This window comes from Methylobacterium currus (assembly GCF_003058325.1).
In the GTDB taxonomy this organism is placed as follows: Bacteria; Pseudomonadota; Alphaproteobacteria; order Rhizobiales; family Beijerinckiaceae; genus Methylobacterium; species Methylobacterium currus.
Window position 1 is genome coordinate 4,263,804 of sequence record NZ_CP028843.1, and the last position, 14,801, is coordinate 4,278,604.

The following is a 14,801-nucleotide window of genomic DNA, read 5'->3' on the forward strand; positions in this document are numbered from 1 at the left end:
GCTTCTTGACCGGTGAATGTCTCGCGCGCAAAGCGGTGCAGCGTCACGACGCGTTGGTTCGGGCTGCCTTTGCGCTATGTAGACGGCCACCCGACGCGAAGACAGACGGGCCCGGGCGCGCCATCCTCCGGGCCGACCAGCAGACCGGACGACCATGAACGAGGTGACTCCGAACGCCGCGCTCGCCCGCGGCGCCACTCCTGTCGGACAAGCGGGCGCCAGCGCCGCCGGCCAGGCCGGAGCCAAGTCCGTCGGCGGAGCCGGTACCTTGCCGGCCGACCACCCGGCCGTGCGCTGGGGCCGGATCGGCGTGCTCCTGATGAATCTCGGCACGCCGGAGGGCACGAGCTACTGGCCGATGCGCCGCTACCTCAAGGAGTTCCTGTCCGACCGGCGGGTGATCGAGGTGCCGCGCGCGATCTGGTGGCCGCTCCTCAATCTGGTGATCCTGACCAAGCGCCCGGGCCCCAAGGGGCGCGATTACGCCTCGGTCTGGAACACCGAGCGCGACGAGGGCCCGCTCAAGACTATCACCCGCGGCCAGGCCGAGAAGCTCCAGGCGGCGATGGGTGACAAGGTCGTGGTCGACTGGGCGATGCGCTACGGCAAGCCCGAGGTCGACCAGCGCATCCAGGCCCTGCTCGAGCAGGGCTGCGACCGCATCCTGCTGGTGCCGCTCTATCCGCAATACGCCGCCGCGACCTCGGCCACCGCCTGCGACCAGGCGTTCCGTGCGCTGATGAAGATGCGCTGGCAGCCCACCGTGCGCGTCTCGCCGCCCTATCACGACGACCCGGTCTATATCGAGGCGGTGGCGAGCGCGATCCGGCGCGACCTCGCCGCCCTCGACTTCGAGCCCGAGGTCATTCTCACCTCGTTCCACGGCGTGCCGAAATCCTACCTGCTGAAGGGCGACCCCTATCACTGCCAGTGCGTGAAGACCGGTCGGCTGATCCGCGAGGCTCTGGGCTACTCGCCGGAGCGGATGCGGGTGACGTTCCAGTCGCGTTTCGGCAACGAGGAATGGCTGAAGCCCTATACCGACGAGACCGTGAAGGAGCTGGCGGCTAAGGGCGTGAAGCGCCTCGCCATCGTGGCACCGGGCTTCACCGCCGACTGCCTCGAGACGCTGGAAGAGCTCGACGGCGAGAACCGGCACTATTTCGAGGAAGGCGGCGGCGAGCATTTCGCCTACCTGCCCTGCCTCAATGACGGCCCGGAGGGGATGCGGGTGATCGAGCACGTCGTCGCCCGCGAGCTGAAGGGCTGGCTCGACTGAGCGGTGGACGGGGCCGACGCGGCCATCCCGCCGGCCCCGTCCCCGGCCTATCCTCTGGCCGTCATGCCCGCGCCCGTCCCCTTCCTCCTCGGCACCCTCCCGACCCCGATCGGCACGATGCTGCTGGTCTTCGACGAGGACGCGGCCTTGCGCGCCCTCGACTGGTCGGACCACGAGGACCGGATGCGGCGCCTGCTGCGGCTGCATTACGGCACCGCCTTCGCTCTCCACGAAGCCCCGCCGCCGGCGGTGCTTCGTGATCCGATCGACGCCTATTTCGCCGGCGATCTCGGGGCCATCGACGGCGTTGCGGTCCGTCACAACGGCACCGTCTTCCAGCGCGAGGTCTGGGCCGCGCTGCGGCACATCCCGGCCGGCACCACACTGAGCTACGGCGCCCTCGCGCAGCGTCTCGGGCGGGACAAGGCGGTGCGGGCGGTCGGGCTCGCCAACGGTGCCAACCCGGTCGGCCTCGTGGTGCCGTGCCATCGGGTGATCGGGGCGAATGCGAGCCTCACAGGCTACGGCGGCGGCCTCGAACGCAAGCGCTGGCTCCTCGCCCATGAGGGGGTGGCGCTTGAAAGGGGAGCGGTCGGGGGCCGGCAGGGAATGCTGGATCTCGGGTGAGGCGAGTTGGCCGACGGACGCGCCTTCCCGTCACGGCCGGCTTGGCCGATCATCCGCAAGCGTGACAGCAGGCGCAGCGTATCGGCGTCCCCCCACCTTTGGTTCCATCCTGGGTACCGGCGATCGACGATCGCACCGGAGCGGAGCGGCGTCGGCCTTCGCGTCCAGTCGATCTCCGATCGCCGACCCCTTCAGGGTTTCCCGGTCGAGCGCGCTCTCAATGTCCCGAAGCGAGCGCCGCGCCCGGCTTGTCGTGGGTGCCGAGCGTCTCGACCAGGGTGGCCGAGGCCGCGTTGAGCCCGGCGATCTCCACCGGCACGCCGTGATGGCGGAACTTCAGGACCACGCGGTCGAGGGCGTTGACGGCGGTCAGATCCCAGAAATGGGCCTGCGTCAGGTCGATCACCACGCCCGTCAGATCCTCCTCGCGGAAGTCGAAGCCGGCATGGAAGGCCTCGGCCGTCGCGAAGAAGATCTGGCCGGTGACCCGGTAGGTCCGGACGGAACCCTCGCGCGCCGACGCGACGGAGAAGAACCGGGTGACCTTGTGGGCGAAGAACAGCCCGCTCAGGACCACGCCGAACAGCACGCCCTTGGCGAGGTCGTGGGTCGCGACCACCACCGCAACGGTGCCGAGCATCACGATGCTCGACGTGGTCGGATGGGTGACGAGGGTGCGGATCGAGCGCCACTGGAAAGTGTTGATCGACACCATGACCATCACCGCGACGAGGGCCGCCATCGGGATCCGCGCGACGTAAGGCCCGAGCACCACGATCAGGAACAGCAGGAAGGCGCCGGCCCACAGGGTCGAGAGCCGGCCGCGGCCGCCCGATGAGACGTTGATCACCGACTGGCCGATCATCGCGCACCCGGCCATGCCGCCGAACAGGCCGGCCGTGACGTTGGCCAGGCCCTGGCCGGCACATTCGCGGTTCTTGTTCGAGGTGGTGTCGGTGCGCTCGTCGACGATCGCGGCGGTCATCAGGCTCTCGAGCAGGCCGACCATGGCCAGCGTCAGCGAATACGGCAGGATGATCCGCAGGGTCTCGAGGGTGAGCGGCACGGAGGGCAGGGCGAAGCTCGGCAGCTCGCTCGGCAGGGCTCCCATGTCGCCGACGGTGCGGATGCCGAGACCGAATCCGATTGAGATTGCAGTGAGCAGCACGATGGTGACCAGCGCCGAGGGCACGGCCTTGGTCAGGTAGGGCAGGCCGTAGATCAGCGCGAGGCCGGCGGCGGTCATAGCGTAGACGACCGGCCCGCGGCCGATCAGCTCCGGCATCTGGGCGAGGAAGATCAGGATCGCGAGCGCGTTGACGAAGCCGGTGACGACCGAGCGCGAGACGAAGCGCATCAGGTTGCCGAGCTTGAGGGCCCCGGCGGCGATCTGGATCAGGCCGGTGAGGATCGTGGCGGCGAAGAGGTGGCCGAGGCCGTGATCCTTGACCAGTGTCGTCATCACCAGCGCCATCGCGCCGGTGGCGGCCGAGATCATCGCCGGGCGCCCGCCCGCGATCGCGGTGACCACCGCGATGCAGAACGAGGCATAGAGCCCGACCTTCGGGTCGACCCCGGCGATGATCGAGAACGCGATCGCCTCCGGAATGAGGGCGAGCGCCACGACGGTGCCGGCCAGGATTTCGCGCGTGACGTCGGGCGCCCATTCGCGCCGCAGGCGGACGAGGTTCATGAGGGAGAGCTTTCAGGGAGGCGCGACGAGGCGCGCGAGGACGGCCGGCCGCAGGCAGCGGACGGGCACGGAAGAACGGACGTGCGAAGAGGACGCGGGAGAGCGGGGCGCTACGGCGGCGTGAGCCGCGAGACCAGTAAGGCTCGATCCTGCATCATGGCTCGCCCCTTAGCACGGGCCTTCGCTGCACCGCAACCGGGCGGCGTGGATTTCATGTCGCGATGTGAGGCACGCACCGCCTTTCCCGAACGGCGGGGACGACGCCGAGGACGATTGGGGCGGGGCGAGGAGCCCGATGGATCGACGAAAAGACCCGCCCCTCGGTCGAGGAGCGGGTCTTTTTCGATGCCGGGCTTATCCGCGTTCAGGCCGGGATCAGCGGATCGCGCCGGGCCGCCGCCTCGGGCACCCCGTCCTTTGCCTTCTGCCTCGGCGGCGGGCCAAGGAAGGCCGGGACGATGAAGAAGGCGGCGACGAGGGTGAAGAACAGCGACAGGGCCAGCAGCTTGCCCATGCTGGCGGTGCCCGGGTGGCTCGACAGCACCAGCGAGCCGAAGGCGGTGCCGGTGGTGAGCGCCGAGAAGAAGATCGCCCGGGTCAGGCTCGAGGCCAGCATGTCGGCGACGCCGGCCCGCCAGGCGATCACGTAGTAGATGTGGAAGGCCACGCCCACCGCCAGCATCAGCGGCAGCGCGATGATGTTGGCGAAGTTCAGCGGCATGCCGATGAGGTAGAGCGCCTCGAGCGTCCACAGGGTGGCGAGCACCAGCGGCCCGAGGGCCATGGCGACGTCCCAGGGCCGGCGCAGGGCCACCGACAGGATGATGAAGATCGAGGCCAGCGCCAGCAGGCCCGCCTCGATGAAGGCGCCCAGGATGGTGTGGCTCGACCGGGTGGTGGCGACCGGCGCGCCGGTGGCGTGGGGTGCGACGCTGAGCACTTCCTTGGAGAAGCGCCGCAGCACCGTGTTGTCGTTCGAGTTGCCCTTCGGCTGGACCTCGATCCGGGCGCGGCCGTCGGCGGCGATCCAGTCTGAGCGGATCTGCGCCGGCAGGTTCTCCAGCGTGATCTTCGCCGGCGCGAGCAGGCTGCGCAGGCGGGTGAGCAGGGCCTTGAGGTTCGGCACCACAGCGGCGGCGGCGGCCTCGCGCACCGAGGGCTCGGCGCCGGCGAGGCGGTCGAGGGTGTCGGTGAAGCCCTGGATCGTCGCGAGCGGGCCGGAGGCGGGCCCTTGCCCCTGCGCGCCCTGCGAGATGCCCCGCAGCGCGGTCACCGCATTGCGGATCGCCGTCACCACCTCGCGGTCGTTCGGCGCCGGCGCGACGCGGGGCGGGCTCAGCACCGGCCCCAGGACCTGCGCGGCGTCCTCGATGGTCGCGAGCTTCTGGTCCTGGTCGGCGGGCACGAAGGTGTCGATGTCGATCGCCCCGGCGACGCTCGGCAATTCGGTCAGCTTCTTGACCATCGGGGCGATGGCGTCGCGGTTCGGGACGACCACGTCGATGGTGTTGGGGCTGGTCTTCGGATCCTTGGTCAGGTCGAGATAGGTCGCGACCGATTCCACCTTCGCACTGCGCAGGTGCATCGGATTCGAGTCGAAGGGCAGCCAGTAGAGCAGGGGCAGGCCCGCCACCGTGACGAGGCCGGTGAGCACCAGGACCAGCTTGCGGTTGGCGAGAATCCAGTGGTCGACCGAGGCCATGCTGGCGGTGCCGACCTCCTGCTTCTCGCCCGGCGGCCGCAGCACGGCGATCAGCGCCGGCAGAACGGTGAGAGAGAACAGGTAGGCGACGATCATGCCGACGCCGGCGATCAGGCCGAGCTCGGACACGCCGCGGAAATCGGTCGGCAGGAACGAGAAGAAGCCGGCGAGCAGCGACACCGCCGCCAGCGTCAGCGACCAGCCGACGCCGCGGGCCGCCGAGCGGATCGCCCGGACGAGGTCTGCCTCGACGAAGCGGTCGGCGCGGTAGCGCACCGCGAACTGGATACCGAAATCGATGCCGAGGCCGACGAACAGGGCCGCGAAGGCGACCGAGATCGGGTTCAGCTCCCCCACCATCAGGAGGCCGAGCGCGGCGGTGACGATGAGCCCCGCGAAGGTGGTGACGAGCACCGCCACGACGAGGCTGCCCGAGCGCAGGGCCAGCCACAGGAACAGCACGATGGCGCCGCCGGTGACCGAGTAGTTCAGGGCCGCGTCGTCGGCGAGCGTCGCGAATTCGTCGTCGGCCACCGCGACCTGGCCGGTCAGGCGCAGCCGCACCCCGTGGGCCTCGGTCAGGCCGAGGTTGCGGGCGGTCTCGCGGATCAGCGCGGACGCCTTCTCGCCGGGCTGAAGGGCGTCGTAGTCGAGCACCGGCTGGGCGATGACGAAGCGGCGCAGGTCGCTTGGCTCCGCCTTGCCGCCCGCCAGCAGCAATTGCCACGAGAGCTGGGCCGGCTCGCCCTTCAGAACCTTGTCGAACACGTCCTTCATCTGGCCCATCGGGCCGACGAGGTCGTCGGGCTTGGCCTGGCCGGCCTTCACCCCCTGGGCCCCCATCACCATCGCCTGCATGATGCCGCGCAAGGACGGGTCGGCGGCGAGCGGCCCGAGCAGGCCCTGCTGCTGGATCAGCCGCTCGGTGGTCTGCTCCAGCTCCTTCTGGGGCATCAGCAGCAGACCGTTCTTGTCGAAGAACGGGCCGCCATCCGGCCGGTAGACCACCGGCAGCAGGTCCTTGCGCGAGGACAGGGCCTGGGTCAGGCGGTTCGCCGCTTCCTCGGCCTGTTCCGGCGTGCGGCCGTCGATGACGGCGACGAGCAGGTTGCTGCGCTGCGGAAAGGTCTTCTCGAACTGGATCTCGTCCTGGCGCCAGGGCACGTCCGGCGTGATCAGGCGCTCGACGTCGGTGTTGATCCGGAAGAGGTGCGCCGCCGTGACGGCGCTCGCGACGGTGAGCAGCAGCGCCGCCACGAGGACGAGCCAGCGCCGGTGTACGGAAAACGCCACGAGCCGTTCGATCACGATGCGAAGCCTGCCTCTAGCTCGCGGGCCGGCCACGGGGCGGCCCGGTGAAATCCTGAAGATCGGCCCGACGGCCCCGCCGGGACGGCGACATCCCGTGAAGAGCCCGCACCGGCCGGGACCAAACTAGCGCGCGGGGCAGCGGCGCCCATGGTCGCGGTGTGCACATGCGTCACGGCAACGCTCGTCAGGAGCGCCTCCGTGGCGCGCTAGGTAATGACCCGCAGGCGCGATTGCAACGCATTGAGCCGACACGGATCCCTGATCCGGACGGTCCGCGCCGCCCACAGCCGCCGCGCAAGCTCGGCTTTACGCCACCGGCGCCCGCGCCTTACACCACGGACCGGGAAGGGTTTTGCCCGGCCGGGGCGGAGCCCGGACCGGGATCGCCGCGAGAGGGACGGAGGGCCGGTGGCGGGAACGCGGGAGAACGGGCTCGACCTCGTGCTGGCCCAGCCCAGGGGCTTCTGCGCCGGGGTGGTGCGGGCGGTCGACATCGTCGAGCGCGTGCTCGCCCGGCGCGACGGCCCGGTCTATGTCCGCCACGAGATCGTCCATAACGGCCGCGTCGTCGCCGACCTCAAGGCCAAGGGCGCACGGTTCGTCGACAGCCTCGACGCGGTGCCGGACGGGGCCACCACGATCTTCTCGGCCCATGGCGTGTCGCGGGCGGTCGAGGCGGAGGCGGCGCGCCGGGGCTTGCCCGTAATCGACGCCACCTGCCCGCTGGTCGCCAAGGTGCACGCGCAAGGGAGGCGCTACGCCGCGCAAGGGCGCACGGTGATCCTGGTGGGGCATGCCGGCCACGCCGAGGTCGAGGGGACGCTGGGGCAGATCGACGGCGAGGTCCACCTCGTCGGCAGCGTGGCCGAGGCGGAGAGCCTCGACCTCTCCGCCGACACGCCGCTCGCCTACATCACCCAGACGACGCTCAGCGTCGACGACACGCGGGCGATCATCGCCGCCTTGAGCCGGCGCTTCCGCGACCTCGTCGGGCCCGAGACCCGGGACATCTGCTACGCGACCCAGAACCGCCAGGCCGCCGTGCGGGCCCTCGCGGAGGTCGCCGACCTGATCCTGGTGGTGGGGGCGCGCAACTCCTCGAACTGCAACCGCCTGCGCGAGATCGCCGCCGAGGCCGGCCGGCCGAGCCACCTCGTCGAGGGGGCGGAGGATCTGGCGGGGATCGATCTCGGCGCGGCCCGCACCCTCGGCCTCACCGCCGGCGCCTCGACTCCCGAGGTGGTGATCGCGGAGGTGATTGCTGCGCTGCAGCGTCGCACCCCCCTGCGGATCTCCACCCTTCCTGGCATTATCGAGAGCGCGAGCTTCCCGCTCCCGTCGAGTTTGGGCCACACCTAGTCCCTTCCGAACGCAGCTTGGACCCTTTCGAACCTAGCTTGCTGGAAATCCGCCACTTTTCGGGCTAATCAGCCCGCTTGGCACAGCGTACGACACGAACCACGACACAAGGAGCCTTGGTCTTGGGCATTCCTCTACGGTACGTCGCGAAGATCGGCGGCTACATCCTCAAGCAGCACCTCACCGGCCGCAAGCGTTACCCGCTTGTCATGATGATGGAGCCGTTGTTCCGGTGCAATCTCGCTTGCGCAGGCTGCGGCAAGATCGACTATCCGGACGAGATCCTCAACAAGCGCCTTCCGGTCGACGAAGCTCTCGAGTCGGTCCGTGAGTGCGGTGCGCCCGTCGTGGTCATCGCAGGCGGCGAGCCGCTGCTGCACAAGGACCTGCCGCAGATCGTCGAGGGCATCATCGCCCAGAAGAAATTTGCGATCGTCTGCACCAACGCGCTGCTGCTCGAAAAGAAGATCGCGCAGTACAAGCCGAGCCCGTATTTCACCTGGTCGATCCATCTCGATGGCGACAAGGAGATGCACGACCAGTCGGTCTGCCAGCGCGGCGTCTACGACAAGGCGGTGGCGGCGATCCAGAAGGCCAAGGAGATGGGCTTCCGGGTCACGATCAACTGCACCTTCTTCAACAACTCCTCGGCCGACAAGATCGCCGACTTCTTCGACAGCGTGACCCGGATGGGCATCGACGGCATCACCGTCTCCCCCGGCTACGCCTACGAGCGCGCCCCGGACCAGCAGCACTTCCTCAACCGCCGGGCCACCAAGGACCTGTTCCGCGGCGTGTTCCGTCTCGGCAAGGAGAAGGGCCGCGAGAAGTGGACCTTCCAGCAGTCCGGCCTGTTCCTGGACTTCCTGGCCGGCAACCAGACCTACCACTGCACGCCGTGGGGCAACCCGACCCGGACGGTCTTCGGCTGGCAGAAGCCGTGCTACCTGCTCGGCGAGGGCTACGCCAAGACCTTCAAGGAGCTGATGGAGACCACGGACTGGGACGCCTACGGCACCGGCAACTACGAGAAGTGCGCCGACTGCATGGTGCACTCGGGCTACGAGGCCTCTTCGGTGGTCGACTCGGTGAAGAAGCCGTGGAAGCCGCTGGTCTACGCGATGCGGGGCATCAAGACCGAGGGCGAGATGGCTCCCGAGATCTCCCTTGAGAACCAGCGCCCGGCCGAGTTCGTGTTCTCACGCAACGTCGCGCAGAAGCTCTCCGAGATCCGGGACGCCAAGGCCGACGCCAAGAAGCGCGCGACAGCGGCCTAGGGAGTCGAAGGCCGCCGACGAGTCACGGGCGAGGCGCACCAGCCCGCCCAACGTGGCCGAGCGGCGCGCCAGAGCCGACAGGACGGCGAGGATATCGGGCTCGCCGTCCGGCTTGAGGGCCTTGGCGATCGCCGCCGGCAGGGCGCGGTCGGCCGGGTCGCACACCACCCGGACGGCGCAGAACGGCAGGCCGTGCGCCTCGGCGAAGGCGGCCGCGACCTGCGATTCCATGTCGACCGCCGCGGCGCCGGTCTCGGCGCGGAGCACCGCCTTGGCGTGCGGCGACAGCACCGCCGCCTCCACCCCCGCAACATCGGCCTGGATCACCCGCGACGGCGCGTCCGCCAGCCTCTGCGCGAGGGCTGCGACGACCTGTGGGTGCGCCGTCAGGCGCTGCCCGCCCGCCAGGCTTCCGGTCACGACGACCCCGGTCGCCACCACGACGTCGCCCGGCACCAGGTCGGGATCGAGCCCGCCGGCGATGCCGATGCTCATCACCGCCCGGCAGCCCGGGCCGCTGCGCCCCTTCAGGAGATTCCGCAGCCGCTCCGGGTTGCCCCCGGCTCCCACCGTCGCCACGCCCGGCCCGGCGGCGAGCCGCGCCTCGCGGGCCAGGCCGGTCACGGCCAGCACGGGATGAGGCCCGTTCGGACCGGTGGTGTCCTCGACGACGATCATGCGGGGCTCGGGGAGTCGCGTTGGGGAAGGGGCGGTGAAGCACCCCTCATACCAGAGCGGATGGGGCGGTCCTGTGGCACGGGTGTCACGGGGGGCGGCGAGACCTCGATCGATGCGAGAGACGCCGCCCGCGTCACTCGTCACCTGTCCCAGAACGATCGGAAGCGGGAGCGGGAATGCAGATATCCCGCCGCGAAAGACCCGGTTAAGCTTGACCGTGAAGAAAGGGTCGCCGGTCACGGCACACTCTCACCTGAAGACCGGGCCGATGCCATGCACCGCAGTTCCGAGGACACCCGCAACCGGGCGCTCGCCATCCTCGCCGGGCTCGGCGCCCTCGCGCTTGTCGGCCTCCTGATCCTGCGCGGCACCCTGCGCGATTCCGGCCTCAACTCGCACGGGGCGCTCGCCGATGCGTTCCTGCACGGGCGGCTCTGGATCGAGAGCTGCCCGGAGATCGACTGCGCCCTGTTCCAGGGCCGCACCTACGTGATCTTCCCGCCGCTGCCGGCCCTGGTGGCGCTGCCCTTCGTCGCCCTGTTCGGGTTCCCGGGCTTCAAGGGCTTCGTGCTGCTGGCGATGGCCCTCGGCGCACTCAGCCTGTGGGCCTGGCACCGGATCTTCCGGGCGCTCGATGTCGAGGATGCGGACGCGCTCTGGCTGCTCGCGGCCATCGCCTTCGCGAGCCCGCTGTTCCAGGTCACCCTGCGGTCGGAGGGCGTGTGGTTCTACGCCCAGTCGGTCGGCTTCCTGATGACCACCCTGAGCCTGTGGGCGGTGATCTGCCGGCGCTCGCTGCCGCTCGCCGGGCTGTTCGTGGCGCTCGCCTTCCTGTGCCGGCAGATGGCGATCTTCTATCCGCTGTTCCTGCTCGTGCTGGCGATGCCGCGGCGCCAGGATGCGCAAGAGGGCTGGCACGAGAGCTGGCGCGACACCGCGCGGGACCTCGTTCGCCCGGTGCTGCTCGCCGGGATCCCGGTGATCGTCGGGCTGATCGTCTACTTCGTGTACAACTACGCCCGCTTCGGCAGCCCGGCCGAGACCGGCTACGCCTTCATCCACAATCCCGGCAGCGCGGGCTTCATCTGGCGGCGCATCACCGAGGTCGGGCTGTTCTCGCGCGACTACCTCCTGTTCAACACCCTCTACCTGTTCCTGCAGGGCGTCCACTTCGAGTTCGGCGGGCCGTACCTGACGCAGCTGACCGGCCTCGACCGCTCGGGTTCGGCCCTGCTGGTGATGAGCCCGTGGCTGCTGCTGGCCTTCTACGCCCGCCTCGACCGCGCCTTCGCGGCGGGCGCCGTCGTGATCGCGATCATCGCCGGCATCACCCTGTTCTATCACTCGAACGGCGCCGACCAGACCGCCACGCAGCGATACACCCTGGACTGGCTGCCGATCCTGATCGTGCTGATGCTGCGCGGCGAACGGCCCCGGGCCTTCGCGGCGCTGCCGCTCCTCGTCACCTGGGGCATCCTCGCCAACGCGGCGGTCACGCTGCTGGCGAGCCTCCACAGGCTGTGAGTTCCGGCCGCGCAGCCTCGACCGGGGTGCGGCGCATCCCGAAAGTGAGGATCTGGTGGCCGAAATAGTTCGACACCGCGCCGGCCGCGATGCCGGCGCCGTGGCCGAGCGCCTCCGCCACCGGCACGGGCAGCGCCGGGATCAGGGCGGTGAGGCCTGCGAGGATCCCCATGCTCACTCCCAGCACCACGCCGGCCCCGACGGCGTTGACGGCGAGGAAGACCGCCGCCTGGCGGGGGAGCCGGCCGGTAGCGGCGCCCCGGAACACGAAGGTCCGGTAGAGCCAGAACCCCGCCACCATGCCGATCCCGTAGGCGGCCAGCATCGAGGCCCAGTACGGCATCACCCCCGAGAGCAGGATGCGGGCGAGCCAGTTGATCGCGGCGGCCGAGCCGCCCGCGATCAGGAAACGGGCGACCTCGGCGCGCATCAGCCGCCCCAGCCCGGTAGCCCGAAGGCCGCGACCGCGAAGGAGAGGCCGGCGATGGCGGCGAGGCTCAAGGAGGGCCTGTCCCTGACCGCGAAGGCGACCGGATCGTCGTTGAGTTCGTCGCGGCCTGCCAGCAGCCAGATCCGGCCCATGAACAGCACCAGCACCAGCGGGAAGGTCCACAGGGCCAGCGGCGCCGACAGCACCGCGTGCCGGAACGCCTCGTTGGCGAGGTAGAGGATGAAGATGACGATGCTGGCGAGCCCCGACGCGATCCCGAAGGCGAGCACCACAGGCTCGTCCGCCGGGCGGTAGCCGCGGCCGGAAATCTGGCCGGTGCGCCCGCGCTTCACCGCCCCGCGCAGCTCGGTGTGGCGCTTGGCGAAGGAGAGCGAGGTGAACAGGAACATCGAGAAGGTGAGGAGCCACGGCGACCAGGCGACGCCGACTGCCGCGACCCCGATGACGAGCCGCAGGCTGAACAGGCCGCCGAGGATCAGCGCATCGAGCATCGGCACGCGCTTCAGCGAGAACGAGTAGGCGAGGGTGCCGATGAGGTAGGCCAGGATCGCGGCGAGCAGGGCCGGCCCACCGGCCGCCGCGAGGCCGAGGCCCAGGGCGAGGCCGCCCAGGGTTGCGGCGATCCCGGTCGCGAGGGGCAGCCGGCCGCTCGCCAGAGGCCGGTGGCGCTTCGACCAATGCGCCCGGTCGTGCGGCAGGTCCCAGAGGTCGTTGAGGAGATAGCTCGCCGAGGCGACGAGGCCGAGCGCCAGGAAGGCGAGGGCCGCATCAAGCCAGGCGGCCGCGCTGCCGGCGAGCCCGCCGAGCACCAGCGGCACGAAGACGAGGCCGTTCTTGGCCCATTGGTGCAGCCGCAAGCCCTTGGCGAGCGCCCGCAGGCGGGGCGCGGCGGCGAATTCCTCGGAAGGACGCCCACCGGCCCGGGCGGCGCGGGCGACGCTCGCCGGGGTCTCGACCAGGATCACCCGCTGCGCCCGGGCCCAGATCGGCAGATCGACCGCGGCGTTGCCCGCGTAATCGAACCCGCGCGGGAACAGGGCGGCGAGGGCTTGAGCCTTGACCTCGCCCTTCAGGTTGACGAGCCCGTCGCTCGACACCGCCCGGTCGAACAGGGGAAAGCGCTCGACGATGCCGCGCGCCATCAGCGCGTCGGCCGCGGTGGCGAGCACGATCTCGCGCCCCAACGTCTTCTGCAGCTCGATATAGGCGAGCAGCTCCTCGTTCGCCGGCAGGGTGGCGAAGTCGAGGGCGGCGTGCTCGGCGACCCGGCGCTTGAAGGTGGCACGGCCCCGGGGCAGCCAAGCCAGCATCGAAAACAGCATCAGGACGTTGCGGCGCAGGATCGCCACAACGCCCTCGAGCAGCAGGTCGGTGCGCAGGAGCGTCCCGTCGAGGTCGACGACGAGGGGCACCAGCGGGCCCTCGTCACGGCCCGGGATGGCCAGAGCCGGATCGGGCTCGTGCCGGGGTGAGCTTGCCAGGGAGGAACTGGCCAGAGAGGAACTCGCCAGGGACATCGTCTGCGGCCCGCGCTGCTGTGATTGCGGCGCAGGCTACGATGGGGCGGGCGGTGCAAGTCTTAAAACGATCGGAGACCGACGGCCCTTCGCGCGTCAGGATGACCGGCGGGTTGAAGCGATCGCGACGATTGCGCGGATCTCCGCCAAGGCTCCGGTCATCATGACGCCGGACGTCGCCTCAGAGCCTGTTCGAGCAGCTGCATCGATCAATCTGCCGCACAGGCCGCGATCTCTCCGTGTCATCCCGGGTTCCGCTTTCGCGGGCCCGGGATGACCAAGAGGTTTGCAACCCGGTCCACCGCCTCAAACAGGCTCTTACGATTCCGGGTCGGCGCGGGTCGAGAAGCGGTCGCGGGCGGTGAAGCGGTCGGCCGGCAGGCCGGAGGGCAGGGTGCCGCGGTAGATTTCCCGCGACAGGAACGAGCGCTCGATCTCGATCTGCTCCTCGTCGAGGTCGACGTACCAGCAGCGGCGCCGGGGCGACCAGCGGTAGTTGCGGTCCTTGAGCCGATCCTTGAGGGCGATCGGCGCGTCGGAGGCCCAGAGCCGCACCGTCGGCCGCCGCGCCGCCTCGAGGAGGGCACCGAGCGCCACGCGCCCCGAGCCGCGCAAGGGGCGGGCGAGGATCGCCAGCAGCGCCTCGCAATCGTCGATCGCCCGGTGGCCGTTGTGGAAATGGCCGTGATCGGCGAGCAGGTGGCCGAGCCGCATCCCCTCGTGGCCTTCCGCCCGCCAGGGGATCTGATGGCAGGAGCAGGCCCAGTTGCGCGAGACGAAGATCGGCCAGCGCCGCTCGCACATCTGCCGGTCGAAGCGGGCATTGTGGGCGATGACGACGCGGGCCTCGGCGGCGAGCGCCGCGACCGCCTCGTCGTCGATGCGCTGGCCGGCAACGTCGGCGTCAGTGATGCCGGTGAGCCGCACCACCGCCTCGGGGATCGGCCCGGAGGGCTGGTGGAGCTGGTTGAAGCGCTCCAGCACCCGGTAGATCCGGCCGCTGGCGCCGTACTCGAACGAGATGATGCCGAGCTCGATCACCTCGTCGGCGGTGACGTCGATGCCGGTGGTCTCGGTGTCGAGGATCAGCCCGGTGAAGGTCGGCTCGTCGGGCGTCTCGGCCGGGGGCACGAAGGGGCTCAAGCGCCGCAGCACGCGGTAGTCGCCGGTACGCTCCAGGATGGCGGCGATGTCGTCGAGCGCGTCGGTCAAGCGGCGGTCACCCTGGCCAAGCGGGCCGCGCGGCGGCGGCGCGTGTCGTTGCTTGAGAGCCGGATTAACCCCGGCCCGGCCGCCGGGCCAAGAGCCCCGCCGCCACGCTCCACCGTATTCGCATCCGGCAAACGAACCGTGGCCGCCGCCGCGCCTGGCGGCCCACGACGA

11 protein-coding genes are annotated in these 14,801 nt (G+C 70.2%); 5 read left to right on the forward strand and 6 right to left on the reverse strand.

All coding sequences use genetic code 11. The features are described 5' to 3' along the window. The first annotated feature begins 154 nt into the window (after positions 1–154). Positions 155–1,279, forward strand: a complete 1,125-nt coding sequence (hemH, locus tag DA075_RS19840) for a ferrochelatase (protein ID WP_099954678.1) — start codon at positions 155–157, stop codon at positions 1,277–1,279. 63 nt (positions 1,280–1,342) lie between these two features. Continuing rightward, positions 1,343–1,906: a methylated-DNA--[protein]-cysteine S-methyltransferase gene (locus DA075_RS19845; protein ID WP_099956684.1), complete on the forward strand. Its 564-nt coding sequence runs from the start codon at positions 1,343–1,345 to the stop codon at positions 1,904–1,906. A gap of 217 nt (positions 1,907–2,123) precedes the next feature. Here DA075_RS19845 and DA075_RS19850 read toward each other — a convergent pair whose 3' ends face one another. Together DA075_RS19850 and DA075_RS19855 are read right to left on the reverse strand one after the other, a co-directional pair. Continuing rightward, on the reverse strand, positions 2,124–3,599 hold the full coding sequence (locus DA075_RS19850; RefSeq protein WP_099954679.1) for a SulP family inorganic anion transporter: 1,476 nt from the start codon (positions 3,597–3,599) through the stop codon (positions 2,124–2,126). Positions 3,600–3,963: 364 nt separating this feature from the next. Further along, positions 3,964–6,609, reverse strand: coding sequence for an MMPL family transporter (locus DA075_RS19855; RefSeq protein ID WP_099954680.1), 2,646 nt, complete (start codon positions 6,607–6,609; stop codon positions 3,964–3,966). A gap of 411 nt (positions 6,610–7,020) precedes the next feature. On the opposite strand from DA075_RS19855, the gene ispH reads away from it, so the two are divergent. Further along, entirely contained in the window at positions 7,021–7,971 is a 951-nt protein-coding gene (gene ispH, locus DA075_RS19860; RefSeq protein WP_099954681.1) for a 4-hydroxy-3-methylbut-2-enyl diphosphate reductase, read from the forward strand. A gap of 122 nt (positions 7,972–8,093) precedes the next feature. Beyond that, entirely contained in the window at positions 8,094–9,248 is a 1,155-nt protein-coding gene (gene hpnH, locus DA075_RS19865; RefSeq protein ID WP_099954682.1) for an adenosyl-hopene transferase HpnH, read from the forward strand. On the opposite strand, the gene DA075_RS19870 is transcribed toward hpnH, so the two are convergent. Further along, positions 9,171–9,926 (reverse strand): phosphorylase, encoded by a 756-nt coding sequence (locus tag DA075_RS19870; RefSeq protein WP_099954683.1) that lies wholly within the window; start codon positions 9,924–9,926, stop codon positions 9,171–9,173. The two genes, hpnH and DA075_RS19870, sit on opposite strands and share 78 nt — an antisense overlap. A 273-nt stretch (positions 9,927–10,199) precedes the next feature. On the opposite strand from DA075_RS19870, the gene DA075_RS19875 reads away from it, so the two are divergent. Next, positions 10,200–11,450, forward strand: coding sequence for a hypothetical protein (locus DA075_RS19875; RefSeq protein WP_099954684.1), 1,251 nt, complete (start codon positions 10,200–10,202; stop codon positions 11,448–11,450). Here DA075_RS19875 and DA075_RS19880 read toward each other — a convergent pair. From DA075_RS19880 to DA075_RS19890, 3 genes are all read right to left on the reverse strand, one after another. Continuing rightward, positions 11,419–11,880, reverse strand: coding sequence for a GtrA family protein (locus tag DA075_RS19880; RefSeq protein ID WP_099954685.1), 462 nt, complete (start codon positions 11,878–11,880; stop codon positions 11,419–11,421). The two genes, DA075_RS19875 and DA075_RS19880, sit on opposite strands and share 32 nt — an antisense overlap. Further along, positions 11,880–13,418, reverse strand: coding sequence for a UbiA family prenyltransferase (locus DA075_RS19885; protein ID WP_099954686.1), 1,539 nt, complete (start codon positions 13,416–13,418; stop codon positions 11,880–11,882). Before DA075_RS19885 ends, DA075_RS19880 begins: the two co-directional genes overlap by 1 nt. A gap of 318 nt (positions 13,419–13,736) precedes the next feature. Continuing rightward, positions 13,737–14,630, reverse strand: a complete 894-nt coding sequence (locus DA075_RS19890; protein WP_099954687.1) for a 3'-5' exonuclease — start codon at positions 14,628–14,630, stop codon at positions 13,737–13,739. Positions 14,631–14,801: the final 171 nt, after the last annotated feature.